At 70.7% G+C, this 22,028-nt stretch carries 21 protein-coding genes and 1 tRNA gene; 10 read left to right on the top strand and 12 right to left on the bottom strand.

Annotated elements, in window-relative coordinates; all coding sequences use genetic code 11:
• Positions 1 to 52: 52 nt before the first annotated feature.
• Genes AC5P1C_RS04245 through pdhA form a run of 3 tightly spaced genes read right to left on the bottom strand, consistent with a single transcriptional unit; the run spans position 53 to position 3,824 of the window.
• Positions 53 to 1,609 carry a dihydrolipoamide acetyltransferase family protein gene (locus tag AC5P1C_RS04245; protein ID WP_493864293.1) on the bottom strand — a complete coding sequence of 519 codons (1,557 nt, stop codon included), beginning with the start codon at positions 1,607 to 1,609 and terminating at the stop codon, positions 53 to 55.
• Positions 1,609 to 2,637 (bottom strand): alpha-ketoacid dehydrogenase subunit beta, encoded by a 1,029-nt coding sequence (locus AC5P1C_RS04250; protein WP_493864294.1) that lies wholly within the window; start codon positions 2,635 to 2,637, stop codon positions 1,609 to 1,611. Before AC5P1C_RS04250 ends, AC5P1C_RS04245 begins: the two co-directional genes overlap by 1 nt.
• Positions 2,634 to 3,824 carry a pyruvate dehydrogenase (acetyl-transferring) E1 component subunit alpha gene (pdhA, locus tag AC5P1C_RS04255; protein WP_493864295.1) on the bottom strand — a complete coding sequence of 397 codons (1,191 nt, stop codon included), beginning with the start codon at positions 3,822 to 3,824 and terminating at the stop codon, positions 2,634 to 2,636. Before pdhA ends, AC5P1C_RS04250 begins: the two co-directional genes overlap by 4 nt.
• A 204-nt stretch (positions 3,825 to 4,028) precedes the next feature.
• Between pdhA and AC5P1C_RS04260 the strand changes: the two genes are divergently transcribed.
• Positions 4,029 to 4,538 carry an Lrp/AsnC family transcriptional regulator gene (locus AC5P1C_RS04260; RefSeq protein WP_493864520.1) on the top strand — a complete coding sequence of 170 codons (510 nt, stop codon included), beginning with the start codon at positions 4,029 to 4,031 and terminating at the stop codon, positions 4,536 to 4,538.
• Positions 4,539 to 4,565: 27 nt separating this feature from the next.
• Here AC5P1C_RS04260 and AC5P1C_RS04265 read toward each other — a convergent pair whose 3' ends face one another.
• Together AC5P1C_RS04265 and AC5P1C_RS04270 are read right to left on the bottom strand one after the other, a co-directional pair.
• A complete protein-coding gene (locus AC5P1C_RS04265; RefSeq protein WP_493864296.1) occupies positions 4,566 to 5,159 on the bottom strand; it encodes a TetR/AcrR family transcriptional regulator in 594 nt (197 codons plus the stop codon).
• A complete protein-coding gene (locus AC5P1C_RS04270; protein WP_493864297.1) occupies positions 5,159 to 6,670 on the bottom strand; it encodes a 3-hydroxyacyl-CoA dehydrogenase in 1,512 nt (503 codons plus the stop codon). The genes AC5P1C_RS04265 and AC5P1C_RS04270 overlap by 1 nt, the downstream gene beginning before the upstream one ends.
• Before the next feature lie 195 nt (positions 6,671 to 6,865).
• Between AC5P1C_RS04270 and paaN the strand changes: the two genes are divergently transcribed.
• The gene (gene paaN, locus AC5P1C_RS04275; RefSeq protein ID WP_493864298.1) at positions 6,866 to 8,557 is read left to right on the top strand and encodes a phenylacetic acid degradation protein PaaN; all 1,692 of its coding nucleotides are present in this window, start codon (positions 6,866 to 6,868) and stop codon (positions 8,555 to 8,557) included.
• Between the two features lie 15 nt (positions 8,558 to 8,572).
• Here the strand turns inward: paaN and AC5P1C_RS04280 are convergent, their stop codons facing one another.
• The 3 genes from AC5P1C_RS04280 to AC5P1C_RS04290 are packed head-to-tail and all read right to left on the bottom strand — an operon-like array spanning position 8,573 to position 11,486.
• Positions 8,573 to 9,352 (bottom strand): TrmH family RNA methyltransferase, encoded by a 780-nt coding sequence (locus AC5P1C_RS04280; protein ID WP_493864299.1) that lies wholly within the window; start codon positions 9,350 to 9,352, stop codon positions 8,573 to 8,575.
• A 56-nt stretch (positions 9,353 to 9,408) separates the two neighbouring features.
• Positions 9,409 to 10,635 carry an HTTM domain-containing protein gene (locus tag AC5P1C_RS04285; RefSeq protein WP_493864300.1) on the bottom strand — a complete coding sequence of 409 codons (1,227 nt, stop codon included), beginning with the start codon at positions 10,633 to 10,635 and terminating at the stop codon, positions 9,409 to 9,411.
• Positions 10,632 to 11,486, bottom strand: coding sequence for a DUF5819 family protein (locus AC5P1C_RS04290; protein WP_493864301.1), 855 nt, complete (start codon positions 11,484 to 11,486; stop codon positions 10,632 to 10,634). Before AC5P1C_RS04290 ends, AC5P1C_RS04285 begins: the two co-directional genes overlap by 4 nt.
• A 225-nt stretch (positions 11,487 to 11,711) precedes the next feature.
• Here AC5P1C_RS04290 and paaA point away from each other — a divergent pair, with 225 nt between their 5' ends.
• The 6 genes from paaA to AC5P1C_RS04320 all read left to right on the top strand — a co-directional run bounded on the left by paaA (position 11,712) and on the right by AC5P1C_RS04320 (position 16,585).
• Positions 11,712 to 12,710, top strand: a complete 999-nt coding sequence (paaA, locus tag AC5P1C_RS04295) for a 1,2-phenylacetyl-CoA epoxidase subunit PaaA (RefSeq protein WP_493864302.1) — start codon at positions 11,712 to 11,714, stop codon at positions 12,708 to 12,710.
• Positions 12,707 to 12,997: a 1,2-phenylacetyl-CoA epoxidase subunit PaaB gene (gene paaB / locus AC5P1C_RS04300; RefSeq protein WP_493864303.1), complete on the top strand. Its 291-nt coding sequence runs from the start codon at positions 12,707 to 12,709 to the stop codon at positions 12,995 to 12,997. The genes paaA and paaB overlap by 4 nt, the downstream gene beginning before the upstream one ends.
• Complete coding sequence (gene paaC / locus AC5P1C_RS04305) at positions 12,994 to 13,752, top strand: 1,2-phenylacetyl-CoA epoxidase subunit PaaC (protein ID WP_493864304.1); 759 nt, start codon at positions 12,994 to 12,996, stop codon at positions 13,750 to 13,752. Before paaB ends, paaC begins: the two co-directional genes overlap by 4 nt.
• The gene (gene paaD / locus AC5P1C_RS04310; RefSeq protein ID WP_493864305.1) at positions 13,746 to 14,255 is read left to right on the top strand and encodes a 1,2-phenylacetyl-CoA epoxidase subunit PaaD; all 510 of its coding nucleotides are present in this window, start codon (positions 13,746 to 13,748) and stop codon (positions 14,253 to 14,255) included. Before paaC ends, paaD begins: the two co-directional genes overlap by 7 nt.
• On the top strand, positions 14,255 to 15,331 hold the full coding sequence (locus AC5P1C_RS04315) for a 2Fe-2S iron-sulfur cluster-binding protein (protein ID WP_493864306.1): 1,077 nt from the start codon (positions 14,255 to 14,257) through the stop codon (positions 15,329 to 15,331). The genes paaD and AC5P1C_RS04315 overlap by 1 nt, the downstream gene beginning before the upstream one ends.
• Positions 15,332 to 15,451: 120 nt before the next feature.
• Positions 15,452 to 16,585 (top strand): acyl-CoA dehydrogenase family protein, encoded by a 1,134-nt coding sequence (locus tag AC5P1C_RS04320; protein ID WP_493864307.1) that lies wholly within the window; start codon positions 15,452 to 15,454, stop codon positions 16,583 to 16,585.
• Positions 16,586 to 16,610: 25 nt separating this feature from the next.
• Here the strand turns inward: AC5P1C_RS04320 and AC5P1C_RS04325 are convergent, their stop codons facing one another.
• The 4 genes from AC5P1C_RS04325 to AC5P1C_RS04340 all read right to left on the bottom strand — a co-directional run bounded on the left by AC5P1C_RS04325 (position 16,611) and on the right by AC5P1C_RS04340 (position 20,135).
• A complete protein-coding gene (locus AC5P1C_RS04325; RefSeq protein ID WP_493864308.1) occupies positions 16,611 to 16,958 on the bottom strand; it encodes a rhodanese-like domain-containing protein in 348 nt (115 codons plus the stop codon).
• Between the two features lie 22 nt (positions 16,959 to 16,980).
• Positions 16,981 to 17,880 (bottom strand): J domain-containing protein, encoded by a 900-nt coding sequence (locus tag AC5P1C_RS04330; RefSeq protein ID WP_493864309.1) that lies wholly within the window; start codon positions 17,878 to 17,880, stop codon positions 16,981 to 16,983.
• A 122-nt stretch (positions 17,881 to 18,002) separates the two neighbouring features.
• Positions 18,003 to 19,535, bottom strand: a complete 1,533-nt coding sequence (locus AC5P1C_RS04335) for a DUF2252 domain-containing protein (protein ID WP_493864310.1) — start codon at positions 19,533 to 19,535, stop codon at positions 18,003 to 18,005.
• A 513-nt stretch (positions 19,536 to 20,048) separates the two neighbouring features.
• A tRNA-Leu gene (locus AC5P1C_RS04340) sits at positions 20,049 to 20,135 on the bottom strand.
• A gap of 467 nt (positions 20,136 to 20,602) precedes the next feature.
• Here AC5P1C_RS04340 and AC5P1C_RS04345 point away from each other — a divergent pair.
• Together AC5P1C_RS04345 and AC5P1C_RS04350 are read left to right on the top strand one after the other, a co-directional pair.
• A complete protein-coding gene (locus tag AC5P1C_RS04345) occupies positions 20,603 to 21,490 on the top strand; it encodes an FHA domain-containing protein (protein WP_493864311.1) in 888 nt (295 codons plus the stop codon).
• Between the two features lie 10 nt (positions 21,491 to 21,500).
• The gene (locus AC5P1C_RS04350) at positions 21,501 to 22,025 is read left to right on the top strand and encodes an FHA domain-containing protein FhaB/FipA (RefSeq protein WP_361828992.1); all 525 of its coding nucleotides are present in this window, start codon (positions 21,501 to 21,503) and stop codon (positions 22,023 to 22,025) included.
• The last annotated feature ends 3 nt before the right edge of the window (positions 22,026 to 22,028 follow it).

Raw genomic sequence — 22,028 nt, forward strand, 5'->3', positions numbered from 1 at the left:
CACGGGGACTCACCTCACCGTGCCAGGACTCACACCGCTGCCCCGAGCCTCCTCACACCTCCCGCAGCAACACCGCGGGCTGCTCCACGCAGTCCGCCACGAACCGCAGGAACCCGCCCGCCGTGCCGCCGTCGCACACCCGGTGATCAAAGGTGAGCGAGAGCTGCACGACGTGCCGCACCGCCAACTCCCCCTCGTGTACCCACGGCTTGGGCACGATCCGGCCCACTCCGAGCATGGCCGCCTCGGGGTGGTTGATGATCGGCGTGGAGCCGTCGACCCCGAACACCCCGTAGTTGTTCAGCGTGAACGTGCCGCCAGTCAGCTCCCCCGGCGTCAGCTTCCCGTCCCGCGCCGACTCCGTGAGCCGGATGAGCTCGGCGTTGACCGAGCCGGTGGTCCGCGTGTTCGCGTTCCGCACCACGGGGACGACCAGGCCGCGGTCGGTCTGCGCGGCGAAGCCGAGGTGGACGTCGGCGAGCCGGACCACCTCGCGCGCCTCCATGTCCACGGTGGAGTTGAGCATCGGGTAGCGGGCCAGCGCGGCCACGCTGATGCGGGCGAACAGCGCGAGCAGCGAGATCTTCTGCCCGCCGCGCCCGTCGCCCTCCTTCACGGCGCCGTTCATCGCCGCGCGTGCCGCGAGCAGTTCGGTGGCGTCCGCGTCGACCCAGCAGGTGGCCTCCGGTATCTCTCGCCTGCTGCGGGACATCTTGTCCGCGACGAGGCCCCGGATGCCGGTCAGCGGATAGCGGACCTCGGCCCCCGTCGGCGCACCGCGCGTCTCCGCGCCCACCGCGCCGAGTACGTCCACCTCGCTCGCCGCGCCCGCGGGCGCGTGCGTGCGCGTGGCCACGTGCTCGGCCGCCCCCGTCCGCTCCGCCGCGATGGCTGTCTCCACGTCGGCCCGCGTGATCAGCCCGTCGGGCCCCCTGCCCGTCAGCCTCCGGAGGTCGACGCCGTTCTCACGGGCCAGCTTCCGGACGAGGGGCGAGATCACCGGTATCGGGCCTTCCGCGCGCGGCGCTGTGACCGACCCCGCGGGCGCTGTGCCCGACCCCGACCCCACGGCCTCGGACGTCCGCGCAGGCTGCTGCGACCGCGACGGCTTCTCCTGAGGGGCGGTCTGCGGGGCGGGTCCCGGGACAGACCGCGGGACGGGCTGCGAGGCAGGACCCGACGACCGCACCCTCCTGCGCCGCGCGGGCGCCGCCGCCGTGCCGTACCCGACCAGTACGTTGCCGGAGGACTCCTCGGCGGCAGCCGCCTGAAGGGCCCGCTCCGCAGGCTCTTCCGGAGCCGAAACCGCAGCCGCAGCCGCAGCCGCGGCCGAGTTCGAATCCGAGGGCGGGGCCCCTGCCGGAGCGCCGACGGCGACCGTCAACAACGGAGCTCCCACCGGCAGTTCCGTGCCCTCCTCACCGAAGCGGGCCGTCACCACGCCTCCGTACGGGCAGGGCACCTCCACCAGGGCCTTGGCCGTCTCCACCTCGACGACGGGCTGGTCCACGTCGACGACGTCGCCGACCTGCACGAGCCAGCGGGTGATCCCCGCCTCCGTGAGCCCCTCGCCGAGATCGGGCAGCTTGAACTCGAGCACCTGTGCCATCAGCTGTCCGCCTCCCACTGCAACCGCGCGACCGCGTCCAGGATCCGGTCCACACCCGGCAGATGATGCCGCTCGAGCATCGGCGGCGGATAGGGAATGTCGAATCCGGCGACGCGCAGGACCGGCGCCTCCAGGTGGTGGAAGCACCGCTCGGTGACGCGAGCGGCGATCTCCCCGCCGGGGCCGCCGAACCCGCTCGACTCGTGCACGACGACCGCGCGACCGGTCCGCCGAACGGAAGCGGCCACCGTCTCGTCGTCGAAGGGCACGAGGGAGCGCAGGTCGACCACCTCGAGGTCCCACCCCTCGGCGACGGCCGCCTCGGCCGCCTCCAGGCAGACGGGCACGGACGGCCCGTACGTGAGGAGCGTGGCGCTGCGCCCGGTGCGCCGCACCACCGCCTTGCCTATGGGTTCAACGGTCTGCGGCGCGTCCGGGTTCCAGTCGGACTTGGACCAGTAGAGCCGCTTCGGCTCCAGGAAGACGACCGGGTCGTCGGAGACGATGGACGCCCTCAGCAGGCCGTACGCGTCGGCGACCGTGGCGGGCGTGACGACATGGAGCCCCGGAGTCGCCATGTAGTACGCCTCGGAGGAGTCGCTGTGGTGCTCGACGCCCCCGATGCCGCCCCCATAGGGCACGCGCACCGTGATGGGCAGCGGCATCGCGCCGCGCGTGCGGTTGCGCATCCGCGCCACGTGGGAGATCAGCTGCTCGAAGGCGGGGTAGGCGAACGCGTCGAACTGCATCTCGACGACGGGCCGCAGCCCGTACATCGCCATGCCGACGGCCGTTCCCAGGATGCCCGCCTCGGCGAGCGGTGTGTCCGTACAGCGGGCCTCGCCGAACTCCTTGGTGAGTCCGTCGGTGACCCGGAAGACCCCGCCGAGCGCTCCGACGTCCTCTCCGAGGACGTGCACCGCCGGGTCGTCGGCGAGGGAGTCACGCAGCGCGCGTCCGAGCGCCTGCGCCATGGTGGCCGGTTTGGCTGCCTTCTTAGTGGCCCGTTCGGCCGCGACCGTACTCATCGCGCGTTCTCCTCGCCGTCCGCGTTCTGCGCGCCGTCGGCGTACTGCGCGCCGTCAGTGCCGACTTCGTCCGATGCCTCGAGCTCCGCCCGCAACTGGGCGGCCTGCTCGCGAAGTTGCGTGGTCTGCTCGGCGTACACATGGCCGAAGAGGTCCATGGGGTTCAGCTCGGGGTCCTTGTTCATGCGCTCACGCAGGTCGGCCGCCATGGCCTCGGCGTCGTCGCGGGCCGAGCGCTTGCGGTCCTCGTCGAGGAGGCCGCGCTCGGTCAACTCCCGCTCCAGGAGCAGGATCGGGTCGTGCGCGCGCCAGGCCTCGACGTCGGCGTCCTCGCGATAGCGCGTGGCGTCGTCGGCGTTCGTGTGGGCCTCCATGCGGTAGGTCACCGCTTCGACGAGTGTGGGGCCGCCGCCCTCGCGGGCGCGGGACACCGCGTCGCTCAGCACCTCGTGCACCGCCGCCGCGTCGTTGCCGTCCACCAGGCGGCCCGGTATTCCGTACCCGACGGCCTTGTGAGCCAGGGAAGGGGCGGCCGTTTGCTTGTCGAGCGGCACGGAGATCGCGAAGCCGTTGTTCTGCACAAGGAAGACGACGGGGGCCTGCCAGACGGCCGCGAAGTTCAGCGCCTCGTGGAAGTCGCCCTCGCTGGTGCCGCCGTCGCCGACCATGGCGAGCGCGACCACGTCGTCGCCCTTCAGGCGGGCGGCGTGCGCGAGACCCACGGCGTGCGGGAGCTGGGTCGCCAGCGGAGTGCACAGGGGCGCTATGCGGTGCTCGCGCGGGTCGTATCCGGTGTGCCAGTCGCCGCGCAACAGGGTCAGTGCCTGGACGGGGTCGAGACCGCGGGCGACCGCGGCGAGCGTGTCCCGGTAGCTGGGGAAGAGCCAGTCCCGCTCCTCGAGGGCCAGCGCGGCGGCCACCTCGCACGCTTCCTGGCCGGTGCTCGACGGGTAGACGGCGAGCCTGCCCTGCTTCGTCAGGGCCGTCGCCTGCGTGTTGTACCGCCGTCCGCGCACCAGCTGGGCGTAGAGACGGCCCAAGAGCTCCTCGTCGGCCTTGCCGGCGGCTTCCGTGCCCAGGACGCGGTACGGCTCCGCGTCGGGCAGCAGCGGCGCGGGATCGGTCCTGAGCTGCCATGTGGGCGGCGGGGTGGGCCGGTAGACGCCCGGCTGTTCCATGACCGTCATGTCGGCACCTCCATGTGGAAGCGGTCTCCTCGTGGGAGCGGCAAAGAGGCGCGACAGTGTGAGGCGCCTCACCTACCGATTGTTCGGTCGTCGGCACATTTTGGCTACAGGCACCTCCAGGCTGTGGACAAACGGTTCTCCACAGCCTGGTATGGATGCAGTACGTCCATGGTAAGGAGGCGGGGGGACATGGCATCTGAACGAATGGCCGACGGTCGCGACGGTGATCGTCCGGAAAGCCGGTCAGGCGACCGCCAGGAGAGCGTGCCCCGCCCGCTGGACCCGATCGACCGCGACATCCTGCACATCCTGCACACGGACGGTCGCGCGTCGATACGTGCCGTGGCCGAGCGGGTCCATGTGTCACGGGCCAACGCGTACGCGCGCATCAACCGGCTGATCGACGACGGCGTGATCCGCGGATTCGGCGCCCGCATCAACCACGAACGGGCAGGCCAGGGCGCATCCGCGTACATCACGCTCAAGATCGTCCAGAACACCTGGCGCACGGTCCGCGAGCACCTGCGGACCCTGCCGGGCGCCTCGCACATCGCGCTGGTCAGCGGCGACTTCGACGTACTGCTCCTGGTGCACACGCCGGACAACCGCGCGCTGCGCGAACTGGTCCTCACCCGCCTGCAGTCCATCCCCGAAGTGCTCAGCACGCGTACGTTGCTGGTCTTCGAGGAGGACGACCTGGAGGCGGAGAGCTGACCTGGCCCGGTCCGGAGAGCCGGTCCGTCAGCCGGCGCTTCGCAGACCCGCGAAGGCCATCTGGACGACGGCGTCGGCGACCTGCTCGCCCGACGAGGCGCCACGGGCGTCCGGGCGGTACCACTCCACGATGGAGTTGATCATTCCGAAGAGCAGCCGGGTGGCGAGGCGCAGCTCGACGTCCGAGCGCAGATCGCCGTCGGCGACCGCTTCCTTGAGCAGATCGGCGACCTGCTGGTCGAACTCCCTGCGCCGCTCCATGGCCCACCGCTCGGTGTCGGTGTTGCCGCGCACGCGCAGCAGCAGCGTCACATAGGGCAGTTCGGCGATGAGCACCTCGACGGTGCGGCGCGTGACGTGTTCCAGGCGCTGCACGGCGGTGCCCACGCGCGCGTGCTCCTCGGCGAGGATCCCGAAGAGCCCGTCGAGCGCGCGGCTGACCGCGCGGCGCAGCAACTCCTCCTTGCCCGATACGTGGTGGTAGATCGAGGACTTGGAGATACCGGCCGCCTTGGAGAGGTGCTCCATGGACGTGCCGTCGTAACCGCGCTCGTTGAAGATCCGTACCGCCACCGTCAGGAGGGTCTCCGGGGTGTACGTGTCACGCCTGGTGGTGGTCATCAGTGGTCCTCTCGCGCTGCCGCGCGGCGCAGCGCCTGGGACGGCGCGTAGCGGCCGGTGGGGTACTCCATGTGCAGGCGCTCCAGGGTGTCGAGGACCCACCCGGCGCCGAGCTCATCGCCCCACGCGAGCGGCCCGCGCGGGTAGTTGACGCCCAGGCGCATCGCCGTGTCGACGTCCTGTCTGTCGGCGACACCGCGCGCGACGGCGTCCTGGGCGAAGTCGACGAGCATGGCGACGGTGCGGGCCACGATCATCCCCGGGACATCGGCGACGACGCTGACCTGCTTGCCCAGCGCCTGGAAGAGGCCCACGGCTTCCTGGATCTGCTCCTCGCCCACCGTCGCGCCGGGCGCCAGGGCGATCCGGGTCGCTGACCTGTAGTCGAGCGCTAGATCGAAGTGGATCACGGGCACCTCGGCGTCGTCCGCCAGGGAACCGTCGGCAAGGAACAGCCGTGCTCCACCGGGGAGTTCGATCCATCCGGGGTAGTCGGCGTCGAGGGGGTCCTCGTACGCGACGTCGATCCCGGCGCCGCCGATCAGCTCGGCCAGGGCCTGTGCCTGGAACAGCTCCCCGTGCACCGCGACGGACGCCGGGGCCGGCACGTCCTGTGCCGTGTGCGGCTCCGCGCGCGGGGCGTCGTCCCCGTACGCGTACCAGCCCTGGCCCGACTTGCGGCCCAGGCGGCGCGATTCGACCAGTCGGCGCTGGGCGAGCGAGGGCGTGAACTTGGGGTCCTGGAAGAAGGACTCCCACACGGAGCGGGTGACGGCCTCATTGACGTCCTGGCCGATGAGATCGGTGAGTTCGAAGGGGCCCATCTTGAAGCCGCCGGATTCGCGCAGCACGGCGTCGATGGTGGCTGGGTCGGCGGCCCGCTCCTCGTGGACGCGCAGCGCCTCGGCGTAGAAGGGGCGTGCGACGCGGTTGACGATGAAGCCGGGGGTGTCCGCGCTGCGCACCGGTGTCTTGCCCCAGGCCCGCGCCGTCTCGTACGCGCGCGTGGCGGCCGTTTCGTCGCTCGCGAAGCCGCTGACGACCTCGACGAGGGGGAGGAGCGGCGCGGGGTTGAAGAAGTGCAGGCCGACGAAGCGGCCGGGCCTCCTGAGCGTGCCCGCGATGGCGGTGACGGACAGGGAGGACGTGTTGGTGGCGAGCAGACAGTCCTCGGCCACGATCCCCTCGAGCTCTTCGAAGAGGCCTTGCTTGACGGGCAGTTGTTCCACGATCGCCTCGATGACCAGTCCGCACCCGGCCAGCTCGGCGAGGCTGCCGACCGGTGTGAGCCGGTCCCCCGCGGCGGACCGGTCATCGGCCGTGAGCCTGCCCTTCTCGACGAGCCGGTCCAGGCGTGCACCGATCGCGGCGGCCGCGGTCTTCGCCTGGCCCTCCACGGCGTCGTACAGCCGCACGGGGTGGCCGGCCAGCAGGGCGACCTGGGCGATGCCCTGCCCCATGGTGCCGGTGCCGACCACGGCAACGGGGCTGCTGAGCTCGAGTGCTGTCATGTTCGCGATCCTCCCGCACGAGGTGTCCGCCGGAGGGTGCGGGGTGCCCGGCGAGAAGTTGTCCACAGGTTCGGCGGACCCCCTTGTCCCGACCGATCGTTCGGTTACTCTAGCCCTGTCCGTCTGTTCCTGCCCACCGCCCTGCCCAGCTCGCCGGCCCGACGAAGAGCCGGCTCGACGAGGAGTTGGTCCGATATGGCCGCCGAACTCACCGCGCACCAGCTGATCGAAACGCACCGGCCCACACTCGACCAGGCGCTGGAGACGATCCGCACGCGCGCGTACTGGTCGCCGCACCCCGAGCACCCCAAGGCCTATGGAGAGAACGGCAGCCTGAGCCTGCCCGAGGGCAAGACCGCCTTCGACGCCCTCCTGGGCAGCCGCTTCGACCTCGACCAACCGGGCACGGACGACTGGACGGGCGCGGAGGTCTCGCCGTACGGCCCCGAGCTGGGCATCACGTACCCCCACGCGGACATCGACACGCTGCTGCCGGCGATGCGCGCCGGAATGCGCGCCTGGCGCGAGGCGGGCGCGGAAGTGCGCGCGATGGTCTGTCTGGAGATCCTGTCGCGCATCAGCGCCCGCACGCACGAGATGGCGCACGCGGTCATGCACACCAGCGGCCAAGCCTTCATGATGGCCTTCCAGGCGGGCGGCCCGCACGCCCAGGACCGCGGCCTCGAAGCGGTGGCGTATGCGTACGTGGAACAGGCCCGCACCCCTGACGCCGCCGAGTGGTCCAAGCCCCAGGGCAAGCGCGACCCGATCGCCCTGGACAAGCGCTTCACGCCCGTGGCGCGCGGCATCGCGCTCCTGATCGGCTGCAACACCTTCCCGACGTGGAACGGCTACCCGGGCCTCTTCGCCTCCCTGGCCACCGGCAACCCCGTGCTGGTCAAGCCCCACCCGCGCGCGGTACTGCCGCTCGCCCTGACGGTGCGCATCGCGCGCGAGGCGCTCGCCGACGCGGGCTTCGACCCGAACCTGGTGTGCCTGGCCGCCGAGCGGCCTGACGAAGGCATCGCCAAGTCGCTCGCGGTCCGCCCCGAGGTCAAGATCATCGACTACACGGGTTCGACGGCCTTCGGAGACTGGCTGGAGGCCAACGCCCGCCAGGCACAGGTCTACACGGAGAAGGCCGGCGTCAACACGGTCGTCGTCGACTCGACGGACAACTACAAGGGGATGCTGTCCAACCTGGCCTTCTCCCTGTCGCTCTACAGCGGCCAGATGTGCACGACCCCGCAGAACCTCCTGATCCCCCGGGACGGCATCGCGACGGACGCCGGAGCCAAGTCGTACGACGACGTGGTGTCCGACCTCGCCGCGTCGGTGAACGGCCTGCTCGGCGACGACGCACGGGCGAACGGCATCCTCGGCGCCCTGGTCAACCCCGGTGTGAAGTCCCGCCTGGAGGCAGCGGCCGGACTCGGCGAAGTGGCCCTCCCCTCACGGGAGATCAGCAACCCCGAGTTCCCGGACGCCGTGGTCCGCACCCCGGTCATCGTCAAGCTGGACGGTGCGAAGACGGACGCCGAGGCGGTCTATCTGGACGAGTGCTTCGGCCCCGTCTCCTTCGCCGTCGCGGTCGACTCCTCCGCGGACGCCGTGGAGTTGCTGCGCCGCACGGTGCGCGACAAGGGCGCGATGACGGTCGGCGCGTACACGACGTCGGACGAGGTGTCCGGCGCCGTGGAGGAGACCTGCCTGGAGGAGTGCGCCCAGCTCTCCTTGAACCTCACGGGCGGCGTCTATGTGAACCAGACCGCGGCGTTCTCGGACTTCCACGGCTCGGGCGGCAACCCCGCGGCGAACGCCGCCCTGTGCGACGGCGCCTTCGTGGCCAACCGCTTCCGCGTGGTGGAGATCCGCAGGGACGCCTGACGCCCGGCGGCGGGTTCAGGCCTCCGTGCCCGGGGGCCTGCCCGCCGACCAGTGGAAGAGCGTCATCCCCACGCTGGTGGCCAGGTTGTAGCTGGAGACCTGGGGCCGCATCGGCAGGGACACCAAGTGGTCGGCGCGCTCCCGCAGTTGCGCGGACAGACCACTGCGCTCGGAGCCGAAGGCCAGCACGGCGTCGTCCGGCAGCTTGAGGCCGCGGATGTCCTCGCCCTCCGCGTCGAGCGCGAACACCGGCCCCGGCGGCAGCTCGGAGACGTCCATCCGCTCGACGGCCGTGGCGAAGTGCAGGCCCGCACCACCGCGTACGACCGTGGGATGCCAGGGGTCGAGCGTGCCGGTCGTGATGACGCCCGTCGCACCGAACCCGGCCGCGAGCCGGATCACCGCCCCGGCGTTGCCCAGATTGCGGGGGTCGTCGAGGACGACGACCGGAGCGCGCCTCGGCAAGCGGGCCAGCGCATCGAGGTTGGCAGCACGGGAAGGGCGTACCGCGAGGGCGGCGACCCCGGTGGGATGCAGACGCGGCACAAGGGCCCGCAGGGCGGCGTCCGGGACCGGTACCAGGAGCGCGTCGAGGGCGTCCTTCACATCGGGCGCCAGCTCGTCGGCGAGGGCGAGAACAGCGGCCCTGTCGCTGGTCAGCGCCGAGGGGAGCAGCGCCCCGAAGCGCAGAGCGTGCTTGATGGCGTGGAAGCCGTCGAGCAGCACGGAGGCGTCGGCGATCTCCCGCCAGGCACGCACGGCATCGTCCGGATCACGCCGGTGCGTCCCGCTCATCCCGCGTACGTCCCGCTCATGCCTTGTACGTCCCGTTCATGCCTTGTACGTCCCGTTCATGAAGGGAAGCCTACGCGCGCGTGCTCGGTGGATTCCCGGGCCGGTTCCACGTCCGCCCCGCGCTGCCCCGGCACCGTGCCGTCGCGCGAGAACCGCGCTCCACGCGCGCGTGCCGTCCAGCCGCCGAGGCGCCGCAGGAACGACGTCGGCAGGAACACCGCGTCGGCCGCGATCATCGCGAGCGAGAAGAACGGCAGACCGAGGACGACCGCGATCACCGCGTGCTCGAAGATCATGGCGGCCAGGAGGACGTTCTTGACCCGCCTGTTGAAGAGGGTGAAGGGGAAGGCGACCTGCACGGCGACCGTCCCGTACGTCACCAGCATCACCATGACGCCGTGCGAGGCCAGCAGGTCGGAGAGCGCGGGCCAGGGGGAGAAGTAGTCGAGACGCAGGGGGTAGTAGATGGCCGTGCCGTCCTGCCAGCGGCTGCCCTGGATCTTGTACCAGCCGGCCGTCGCGTAGATCAGACACGCCTCGACCATGATCACCAGCAGGGCCGCGTTGTGCGCGAGCTTGACGACGACATCGAGCAGCTTGCGCGCCTCACCGTCCGGTGCGCGCCGACCGACGGCCCACCACAGGCCGTGCGCCAGCCAGAGCCCCCAGAAGAACAGCAGCCAGCCGCCGCTCAGCTCCCCCATGAACGTCACCACGGACAGGCCCAGACCCAGCACCCACCAGAGCACGGGCCCGACCCGGTCGACGGGCTCCTCTGCCTTCTCCAGGTCGAACGGCGCTACACGCGCGCGTGCCGCGCGCCGGGCGTCGAGCGACCAGACCTGGCCGCAGCGCGTGAACACCAGGTAGGTGGCCATGAGGTGGATGACGTTGTCGCCGCCGTCGCCCATGAAGATGGAGCGGTTCTGCAGCGAAAGCACGCCGATCATGAAGAGCACGGACATCGTGCGGGTGCGCCAGCCGAGCATCAGCAGGGCGCTGCTCAGGACGGCGAGCGCGTAGACGGCCTCGAACCAGATGCGCCCGTCGGACCACATCAGGGCCGTGAAGGCGTCGTTCTCCGCGATGAGCTGCTGGGCCATGTCCCAGTTCCACGGACCGTCGGGCCCGTACAGCTCGAGGCGGTGGGGGAGTTCGCGGAGCAGGAAGAGCAGCCAGGTGGCCGCGAACCCGATGCGGATCACGGCGGTCTGGTAGGGGCCGATGGCGCATGCCGTGACGCGTTCGACGCCGCGCCCGAGGACGGATCCGAAGCGGTTCATCGGGCGCCCCCCTCAGAGCCCTGGGCCTTGCCCAGGGGCATGTCGTCGGGTGTCACCGACCACCACGGCAGCTGGCGGAGCACCGGTTTGGCGGACACCTTCTCGTCGCTCCACTGGGGGGCGGGCACGTTCGTGGTCCTGGAGCGGACCTGGACGCGCTCGATGGTGGCGCCGCGGCCCCCGGGCTCCTCGCGCTCGACGCGCATCATCGCGATGCGGCGGATGTAGCGCTCCGAGAGCTCGCCGCGCAGGCCGCGGGGACGATTCTGCGCGTCGTGCGCGGCGACGTAGAAGTCCCAGGCCCTGCGCAGCTCGTTCTGCTGCGTGTGGCTGGGCAGCAGATTGCCGTCGATCGCGGCGCCGTCGCGCGCGGAGAGGTCGTACCAGCCGGTGGTCCGGGTGGATCCGCTGTCCGTACGGATCTCGGCGCGCGCCTGCACGGCGATGTTCTGCTGCATCGGGTTGGGTGCGAAGAGCTTCCAGTTCTGCTCGAACTCGGGGTAGATCCAGTCGTCGACCGTCTGCCCGTGCTGCTTCGTCACGGTGTTCGCGGGGGCGACGTGCAGGAAGAGCATCCCGATGTGGACACAGGCCGTGACGGTGATGAGCGCCAGCGCGAGCGCGGCCGCGACCTGGTAGCGCGGGGAGAGAGCGGCGATGCCGGCGCGAGGCGGGGCGACAGCCGCAGCCGCGATGCCGGTGGCCGACGGGGCAGCGGCGACGCGGTCGGAAGGCGGGACGGCGACGACGCGGTCGGAGGGCGGGGCGGCCGCGCTGCGGTCGGACGGTGAGGGGGCGGCGTCGAAGGATGGGATCGGCGGCTCGTTCGCGTTGTCGTCGTTCGCGTCCATTCCGCCCCGATTCCCGATCCCGCACGGTGATGCGCCCGTCGGCCCGCACGTCACACGGCTCTCTACCGCCCGCCTCGCACCGGAACGGTACTCATGCCTGCGCGCCAGGCACAGCGTCCGTGAAGTTATCCACAGGGTTGACACCTTATGGCGCTGAGCCGCACCATTGAATTCCACGAACCGAACGATCGGTCGGTAGCTAGCTAAAGGTCGAGGGGGACCGCGATGGCGACAGCAGCCGAGCATCAGACGGCCCGGTCCGAGACGGACCAGGCAGCGGCCGACGCCGCACGCACAGCGGCGCACGAGTCGGCGTTCGACGCCGCGGTCGCGGCCGACGAGCGCATCGAGCCGCGCGACTGGATGCCCGACGCCTATCGCGCCACGCTGGTCAGGCAGATAGCGCAACACGCGCACTCCGAGATCATCGGCATGCAGCCGGAGGCCAACTGGATCACGCGCGCCCCGTCCCTGCGGCGCAAGGCGATCCTGATGGCCAAGGTCCAGGACGAGGCCGGTCACGGCCTGTATCTGTACAGCGCGGCCGAGACCCTCGGCACCAGCCGTGACGAAATGCTCGACAAGCTGCACGCGGGCCGCCAAAGGTACTCGTCGATCTTCAACTACCCCACGCTGACCTGGGCCGACGTCGGCGCGATCGGCTGGCTGGTGGACGGCGCCGCGATCACGAACCAGGTCCCGCTCTGCCGCTGTTCGTACGGCCCCTATGCCCGCGCGATGGTCCGCGTCTGCAAGGAGGAGTCGTTCCACCAGCGCCAGGGGTACGAATCGCTGCTCGCCCTCAGCCGCGGCACCGAGGCACAGCATGCGATGGCGCAGGACGCCGTGGACCGCTGGTGGTGGCCCTCCCTGATGATGTTCGGCCCACCGGACGACGAGTCGTCGCACTCGGAGCAGTCGATGACCTGGAAGATCAAGCGCCACTCGAACGACGAGCTGCGCCAGCGCTTCGTGGACATCTGCGTCCCTCAGGCCGAGTCCCTCGGCCTGACGCTCCCCGACCCGGACCTCGTGTGGAACGAGGAGCGGGGGCATCACGACTTCGGCCCGATCGACTGGACGGAGTTCTGGGCGGTCCTCAAGGGCAACGGCCCCTGCAACGAGCAGCGGATCACCCAGCGCAAGAGCGCGCACGAAGAAGGCGCATGGGTGCGCGAGGCAGCAGCGGCGTTCGCCGCCAAGCACGGGGAGGCGAAGGCATGAGCAGCACGACCGAATGGCCGTTGTGGGAGGTGTTCGTACGCTCCCGCCGCGGGCTCTCCCACACCCACGCGGGCAGCCTGCACGCACCGGACGCGGAGATGGCCCTGCGCAATGCCCGCGATCTGTACACCCGCAGAAGCGAAGGCGTCTCGATCTGGGTCGTGCCGTCCACGCAGATCACCGCCTCCTCGCCCGACGAGAAGGACTCCTTCTTCGAACCGGCCGGCGACAAGCCCTACCGCCACCCCACCTTCTACGACATCCCGGAGGGGGTGAAGCACCTGTGACCGCGCCCCTGACCCCGACGGCCACCGCCTCCGCCCTCGCCCTGGGCGATGACGCGCTGGTGCTCTCGCACCGGCTGGGGGAGTGGGCCGGCCACGCACCCGTTCTCGAGGAAGAGGTCGCCCTCGCGAACATCGCCCTGGACCTGCTCGGCCAGGCCCGCGTCCTGCTCTCCCTGGCCGGGGACGAGGACGAACTGGCCTATCTGCGCGAGGAGCGCGCCTTCCGCAACCTCCAGCTGGTCGAGCAGCCGAACGGCGACTTCGCCCACACCATCGCCCGCCAGCTCTACTTCTCCACCTACCAGTCCTTGTTGTACGGGCAGTTGGCGAGCACAGAGAAGCCCTTCGCCCCACTCGCGGCGAAGGCGGTCAAAGAAGTCGCCTATCACCAGGACCACGCGGAGCAGTGGACGCTGCGGCTCGGTGACGGGACGGCGGAGAGCCATGAGCGGATGGAGCGCGGGCTCGACGCGCTCTGGCGGTTCACCGGCGAGATGTTCCAGCCGGTGGAGGGACTCGACGGAGCGAGCAGCACAGACGGCTCCGACGGAGTCGACTGGCAGGAGCTGCACGAGCATTGGACGGCGTCCATCACCACCGTCATCGAGAAGGCGACACTGACCGTCCCCACTGGCCCCCAGGAAGGGGCCTGGGCAGCAGGCGCCGGCCGCCAGGGCCTGCACACCGAATCCTTCGGACGGATGCTCGCCGAGATGCAGCATCTGCACCGCAGCCACCCGGGGGCGTCATGGTGACCACCGCCCTCGAAGAAGAACTCATGGCACTCGCGGGGTCCGTGCCCGACCCGGAACTGCCGGTCATCACGCTGGCCGAGCTCGGAGTGCTGCGCAGCGTCCACGTCCGCGGCATCGGCAAGGTCGACGTCGAACTGACCCCCACGTACACCGGCTGTCCGGCCATAGAGGCCATGACCGCCGACATCGAGCAGGTGCTGCGCGAGCGCGGAATGGCGGAGGTCTCCGTGCGCACCGTGCTCTCCCCCGCCTGGTCGACGGACGACATCAGCGCCGAGGGCCGCCGCAAACTGGCGGAGTTCGGCATCGCGCCCCCGCGCCCGCACAGCACGGACAGGCCCGGCAGCGGCGGCGGCCCGATACCGCTCACCCTCTCGGTCCGCTGCCCGCACTGCGGCTCGACCGACACCGAACTGCTCAGCCGCTTCTCGTCGACGGCCTGCAAGGCCCTGCGCCGGTGCGTCGCCTGCCGTGAACCGTTCGACCACTTCAAGGAGTTGTGATGGCGCGCTTCCACCAGCTCCGGGTAGCGGCGGTCGAGCAGCTCACCGACGACTCCGTGACGCTGACCTTCGAGGTACCCCCCGCCCTGCGCGAGGAGTATCGGTACGCGGCGGGCCAGCACCTCGCCATCCGCCGCTTCGTCGACGGCACCGAGATCCGGCGTACGTACTCGATCTGCGCACCCGCGCCCCACCCCGAACGCCCCTCGGAGCCCCGGACCCTGCGGGTCGGGGTGCGCTTCGTCGAAGGCGGCGCCTTCTCGACGTACGCCCTGAAGGAAGTCGCCGTCGGCGACGAGCTGGAGGTGATGACCCCGGCCGGACGCTTCACGCTGGACCCGGCGCCCGGACGCTATGCGGCGGTCGTCGGCGGCAGCGGGATCACACCGGTGCTCTCCATCGTCACGACGCTCCTGGAGCGCGAACCGCAGGCCACGTTCTGTCTCATCCGCAGCGACCGCACCGCCGCATCGACGATGTTCCTGGAGGAGGTCGCCGACCTCAAGGACCGCTGGCCGGACCGGTTCCAGCTGGTCACGGTGCTCTCCCGGGAGGAACAGCAGTCGGGGCTCGACTCCGGGCGGCTCGACGAGGAGCGGCTGGGCACGCTGCTGCCCGCCCTCCTGCCCGTCGGAGAGGTCTCGGGCTGGTTCCTGTGCGGTCCGTTCGGTCTGGTGCAGGGCGCGGAGAAGACGCTGCGCCGCCTGGGCGTGGCCCGTCAGCGCATCCACGAGGAGATATTCCACGTGGACGACGGTCTCGCCGCACCGGCACCCGCTGCCACGACGGCTGCCCCCGCGCACAGCACCGTGACGGTGACGCTCGACGGGCGCTCCGGCACCTGGCCGGTCCAGGACGGGGAGTCCCTCCTCGACACCGTGCTGCGCAACCGCGCGGACGCGCCGTACGCCTGCAAGGGCGGGGTGTGCGGGACCTGCCGGGCCTTCCGGGTCTCGGGCGAGGTGCGGATGAACCGCAACTTCGCGCTCGAGCCGGAGGAGACCGAGGCCGGCTACGTGCTGGCGTGCCAGTCGCACCCGGCCACGGACACGGTGGAGTTGGACTTCGACCGCTGAGACCTTCCCTGGCCCCGTCCCTGTTCCCTTCCCATAGAACCTGTTCTATCTTGACGACCCGTCAGAAACAGTTGGCGCAGCAGAGCCAGATCGTCGGGCCGGTGCACGGGAGGACAAGCAGTGGACTTCACCTTCACCGAGGAACAGCAGGCCGCCGTCGAGGCAGCGAAGGCACTCTTCGCCTCCGTCGCACCCGACAGCGTGCCGAGCCCCGCCCTCGTACCGGGCGCCGTCGCCGAGGACTTCGACCGCGCCCTGTGGGCCAAGCTCGCCGGATCCGACCTGCTGAGCCTCCTCCTCGACCCCGAGCACGGCGGAGCGGGCCTGGACGCCATCGCCCTCTGCCTGGTCCTGCGCGAGTCGGCGAAGAAACTCGCCCGCGTCCCGCTCCTGGAGAGCAGCGCTGCCACCTATGCCGTGCAGACCTACGGCAGCGAAGATCTCAAGCAGCGGATCCTGCCGCGCGCCGCCCGCGGGGAACTCGTCCTGACCGTCGCGGCGAACGGCCGCAGCGGTCACGACCCTGCCGAACTCTCCGTCACCGCACGGCAGGACGGCGACGACTGGCTGCTCGACGGCACACAGACAGCCGTGCCCTGGGCACAGAACGCCGACCTCATCGTCGTGCCCGCCCACACATCCACCGGCAGGACCATCCTCGCCCTGATCCCCCGCGTACACGAAGGCCTCACACTCGCCGATCAGGTGTCCACGAGCGGTGAGCGCCTCGGCGAACTCGGCCTGGATTCCGTACGGATCGGCGGCACGGACGTCATCGAGGCCGACGGAGCCTGGGAGTGGCTGCGCGACCTGCTCGCCACCGGCACCTGTGCACTGGCGCTCGGCCTCGGCGAAGGCGTGCTGAGCATGACCGGCGAATACACCAGCAAGCGCGAGCAGTTCGGCTTCCCCGTCGCGACCTTCCAGGCCGTGGCGGTGCAGGCGGCCGACCGTTACATCGACCTGCGCGCGATGGAAGTCACCCTCTGGCAGGCCGCTTGGCGCATCAGCACCGGCGCGAGCGGCGCCCTGCCGGCCACGGGAGATGTCGCCGTCGCCAAGATCTGGGCGTCGGACGGCGTACGCAGAGTGGTGCAGACAGCGCAGCATCTGCACGGCGGCTTCGGATCCGACACCGACTACCCCCTGCACCGGTACCACGCATGGGCCAAACAACTGGAGCTGTCCCTCGGCCCGGCCGCGGCGCACGAGGAGGCACTGGGCGACCTGCTCGCCGCCCACCCGCTCGGCTGAACCAGCAGCCGGCACAGCCCGCGAACTAGATCACGGTGCCCGGCTGGCCCTTGTCGTCCACGACGGGCCGCCCGGCCGCCTCCCAGCTCTGCATGCCGCCGTCGACGTTCACCGCGTCGACACCCTGCTGGACGAGGTACATGGCCACCTGCGCGGAGCGTCCACCGACCCGGCAGATGACATTGACCTTGCCGTCCTGCGGGGCGGCCTCGGTCAACTCGCCGAAACGGGCGACGAACTCGCTCATCGGGATGTGCAACGCGCCCGCGGCATGCCCCGCCTGCCATTCCTCGTCCTCGCGTACGTCAAGGAGAAAGTCGCCGCTCGCGAGGTCGTGGACGCCGACCGTGGGCACATGAGATCCGAAAGCCATGTCCCCGACGCTACCCGACGAGCTAGGCGGTCAGCCGCGCAAGCTCGGCCTCACGCTCGGTGACCTGCGCGAGCAGCTGCTCGGCGATCTCGTCGAGGAGCTGGTCCGGATCGTCCGGCGCCATCCGCAGCATCGCGCCGATCGCACCCTCCTCCAGCTCCTGGGCGATCACCGTGAGCAGCTCCTTGCGCTGCGCGAGCCACTCGAGGCGTGCGTAGAGCTCTTCGCTCTTGTTCGGCCACTGCTGCTTGGCCACGGGGCCGGCGGCCCACTCCGCGGAAAGCTCCCGCAGCAGGGCCTCGTCACCACGGGCGTAGGCGGCGTTCACCCTCGTGATGAACTCCTCGCGGCGGCTCCGCTCCTGATCCTCCTGGGCCAGGTCGGGGTGGGACTTGCGGACGAGCTCTCGGTAGAGCTTGCGGGCCTCGTCGCTGGGCCGCACCCGCTGCGGGGGCCGCACCGACTGATCGGTCAGCATCGCGGCGGCCTCCGGGAAGAGGCCCTCACCGTCCATCCAGCCGTGGAACAGCTCTTCGACACCGGGCATCGGCATGACCCGCGCCCGCGCCTCGTCCGCCTTGCGCCGGTCCTCCGGGTCACCGCTGCGGGCCGCCTGTGCCTCGGCGATCTCCGCGTCCAGCTCGTCGAGGCGCGCGTACATCGGGCCGAGCTTCTGGTGGTGGAGCCGGGAGAAGTTCTCGACCTCGACCCGGAACGTCTCGACGGCGATCTCGTACTCGATCAGCGCCTGCTCGGCCGCCCGGACCGCCTTCTCCAGCCGGTCCTCCGGCCGCGCGGCGCCGCCTTGACCCGACGCGCCCTGCCCCGCCGCTCCCTCGGGAGCTTCGCGACCAGCGGTCACGGGATCGGGATGAGGATCAGGCGTCTGGGGCTGCGTCGGCTCGGCTTCCGGGGTTGTCACCCGTCCAGCCTAGGCCACCGCGATACCGGTCTGACCTAGCGGCATCTCTGGGTCGGGCGGCCCTCGGCTTCGTCTTCACGGGGGGGGCTCCCCCTCCCCCCCCATCCCCCCACCCCCCCACCTCACACCCCCGCCTCCGCCGCCACCCGCCCCTCCTTGACCGCGCGCACCAGCTCCGCGTGGTCCGCCTCCGTCCGGTTCGCGTAAGCCACCGCGAACGCCGCCACCGCCGTATCCAGCTCATCGTTCTTGCCGACGTACCCCGCGATCAGCCGCGGGTCGACGCTGTGCGCATGCGCGCGCGCCAGCAGGGCTCCGGTCATCCGGCCGTAGTCGTCGATCTGGTCGGCGGCCAGTGCCGCCGGGTCCACGCTGCCCTTACGGTTCCTGAACTGCCGTACCTGGAAGGCCCGCCCGGCCACCGTCGTCCACCCCAGCAGGAAGTCACTGACCACCTGCATCCGCTTCTGTCCGAGCACTACCCTGTGCCCCTCGTGCCTGGCCTCCGGCACCGCGAAGCCCGCCGTGGGCAGGTGCGGAAGCAGCGCGGACGCCCTCGCCTCCTTGACCTGGAGCACCAGCGGCTCGCCCCGGTGGTCGAGGAGCAGCACGACATACGACCGCAGGCCGACGCTGCCCGTGCCCACGACGCGGAACGCCACGTCCTGGATCGCGTACCGCGCGAGCAGCGGCAGGCGGTCCTCGGACAGCGTGCCCACGTACTCCCCGAGGGCGGAGGCGACCTCGGCCGCCTCCGCGTCCGGTATTCGCCGAAGCACCGGCGGTGCGTCCACGAAGCGCCGCCCCGCGAGGCCACCCTCGCCCTCTACCCGCTCGGTCGACTTGGCCGCAAACCGGGCACTCGTGTTCTGCCGGGCCTTCTCGGAGACGCTCTCCAGGGTGCCGAGCAGGTCCCGGGCGTCCGTGTGCGAGACCAACTTCTCGTCCGCGATGGCGTTCCACGCGTCAAGCACCGGAAGCTTCGCGAGCAGCCGCATCGTGCGCCGATACGCCCCCACCGCGTCGAACGCCGCTTCCCTGCAGACGTCCTCGCTGGCCCCCGCCTCCCGCCCCGCGAGCACGAGCGAGGCCGCGAGCCGCTTCACGTCCCACTCCCAGGGCCCGTACCCCGTCTCGTCGAAGTCGTTCAGGTCCATGACCAGGCCGCCCCGCGCGTCCGCGTACAGCCCGAAGTTCGCCGCGTGCGCGTCACCGCATATCTGGGCGCCTATCCCCGTCACAGGGGTCCGCGCGAGGTCGTACGCCATCAGACCGGCGGCGCCGCGCAGGAAGGCGAAGGGCGACGCGGCCATCCTGCCCATCCGGATCGGCGTGAGCTCGGGAAGCCTGGCGCGGTTGGACTCCTCCACGGCCTCGACCGGATCGGGCCGGCCGTCATCCTCGGCGAACCACTCGTGCGAGGCACGGCTGACCCGCGCACGCACCGCCTTGCCCTCCCGCTTCGGCTGCTCCGGCACGGTCTGCGACCGCCGCGAGCCCTGCGATTCCTGCGCGCCTCGCGACGCCAGTGAAGGCCACTGGGCGAACCCCTTCACGTACGGAAGTCGCGCACCTTCGAACTCCGCACCCTCGGACTCCGCACCACCGGACCCCGGACCACCGAACTCCGCGCCGTCTTTACCCGCCCTGGCCATTGCCTCGCCCCCGCATCCCCCACGTCCGGCGGCCCTCATGGGCTCACCTGGAACCGAAGGTACCCCCGGGCGTAAGACAGCGTCAGAGCCTGTGGATAACCCGCTTAGAGTCGCCACTCGACCCGCACTCACGTTCTTCTTCGGTGCGGTTCGGTGCGGTTCGATGCGGTTCGGTGCGGTTCGATGCGGTGCACGTTCGGTGCACGTTCGGTGCGGTGCGGTGCGGTTCCGCGCGGCCCCTACCTCGGCGTACCGGCTCCGCGCCGCTCCCCGCCCCTTCGCACTGCTGATCGCCTCGGCCGTGCTCGCGAGGGCCGGCCTGCGCAGTGAGATAGCTCACCGCCAGGCTCCTGCCCCCGTGATCTCTCGGCCGCCGACTGCCCTCCAGCCAGCACCCCGCACCCACCGCCCACCGCCCGCACCCACCGCCCACGACCCACGAACAACAACCCACCGACAACGCGAAAGCGGGCCCCCACCAGAACTTCCGTCCTGATGGAGACCCGCTCCACATGGTGCGCGAGGGGGGAGTTGAACCCCCACGCCCTTTCGGGCACTGGAACCTGAATCCAGCGCGTCTGCCTATTCCGCCACCCGCGCATGGGTGTTGTCTTGGGTCTCTCACTGCTGGGTGCGAGCGCCTGCCGACATCCAGAAGATTAGCACGCTGCCGGGGGTGGATTCACATCCGTATTCGGGGGCACCTGCCCGAGGGATCCGCACGGATCCGGAGAGATCCAGGGAGAGATCCCGGGGCAGAACCCGGGGCGGACCCGGGAGAGGACCCGGGACAGAACCCGGGAGATCCGGGAGCTCGACCGACCGACTTCCGCCCTACCCGGCGAAGCTCCACAGTCGGGTGCGGGACACTGGTTTGAGGCCCCCTCTACGATCCCTGGTAGAGGAGCCTGAGAGGAAGCCGGAAGGATCCCGGAAGCCTGGTGCGGGCATGCCTTGTGAGAGGCGACACTCATCGACTGGGCAGACAGGGGGAACCAGCCGATTTCCCGGCGCGTGGATACGATCAGTAAGCAGTACCAGGATGACTACGACGGAGGAGGTGCCCCATGGGAGTCATGAAGAAGTTCGAGCAGCGACTCGAAGGTCTCGTCAACGGCACCTTCGCCAAGGTGTTCAAGTCCGAGGTCCAGCCCGTCGAGATCGCCGGCGCCCTGCAGCGCGAGTGCGACAACAACGCGACGATCTGGAACCGCGAGCGGACCGTCGTCCCCAACGACTTCATCGTGGAGCTCAGCGCGCCCGACTTCGAGCGTCTGAGCCCCTACTCGGGACAGCTCGGCGACGAGCTGTCCGGGATGGTGCGCGAGTACGCCAAGCAGCAGCGGTACAGCTTCATGGGCCCCATCAAGGTCCATCTGGAGAAGGCCGAGGACCTCGACACGGGTCTGTACCGAGTGCGCAGCCGCACACTCGCGTCCAGCACCTCGCAGAGCCCCGAGCGCGCCCCGGCGGGTCCGGGCCCCGCGAACGCCGGACACAGCCCCGCCAGGCCCCCGGCAGGCGGCGCGGGCGGTGGCTACGGCTACCCGCCCGCTCAGCCCGCCGGAGCTCCTCCCATGCCCGCCGCGCCGCCTCCTGGCGGCCGTCCGGGCGGTGCCGCACCGGCACCGAGCCGCCCCCAGGGGCCAAGCGCGGGGCACCTTCCGGGTGCACAGGTGCGGCACTGGATCGAGATCAACGGCAATCGCCATCAGATCTCCCGCCCGACGCTGGTGCTGGGTCGCAGCACCGACGCCGATGTGCGGATCGACGACCCCGGCGTATCGCGCCGGCACTGTGAGATCCGGACCGGAACGCCCTCGACGATCCAGGATCTCGGGTCTACCAACGGCATCGTGGTAGACGGGCAGCACACCACCCGCGCTACGCTCCGCGACGGCTCGCGGATCGTCGTGGGTCAAACCACCATCGTTTACCGGCAAGCCGAAGGGTGAAGCGGGGGCAATGTCAGAGCTGACCCTGACGGTCATGCGGCTGGGTTTCCTAGCCGTTCTGTGGCTGTTCGTGATCGTGGCCGTCCAGGTCATCCGCAGCGACCTGTTCGGTACGCGCGTCACACAGCGCGGTTCGCGCCGTGAGAACGCGCGACCGCAGCAGGCCGCACGCCAGCAACAGCAGGCGGCCACACCACCTCCCCAGCGCCAGCAGCAGGGCGGCGGGCGGCAGCGCCGTGGCGCCCCCAGCAAGCTGGTCGTATCCGAAGGGATCCTCGCGGGCACGACGGTCGCCCTGCAGGGTCAGACGATCACGCTGGGCCGAGCGCACGATTCGACGATCGTGCTGGACGACGACTACGCGTCCAGCAGGCATGCCAGGATCTATCCGGACCGTGACGGCCAGTGGATCGTCGAGGATCTCGGGTCCACCAACGGCACGTATCTGGACCGGACCCGACTCACCACCCCGACGCCCGTTCCGCTGGGCGCGCCGATCCGCATCGGCAAGACCGTCATCGAGCTGCGGAAGTAGTAC

The sequence above is a fragment of the Streptomyces sp. A18 genome (assembly GCF_059026065.1).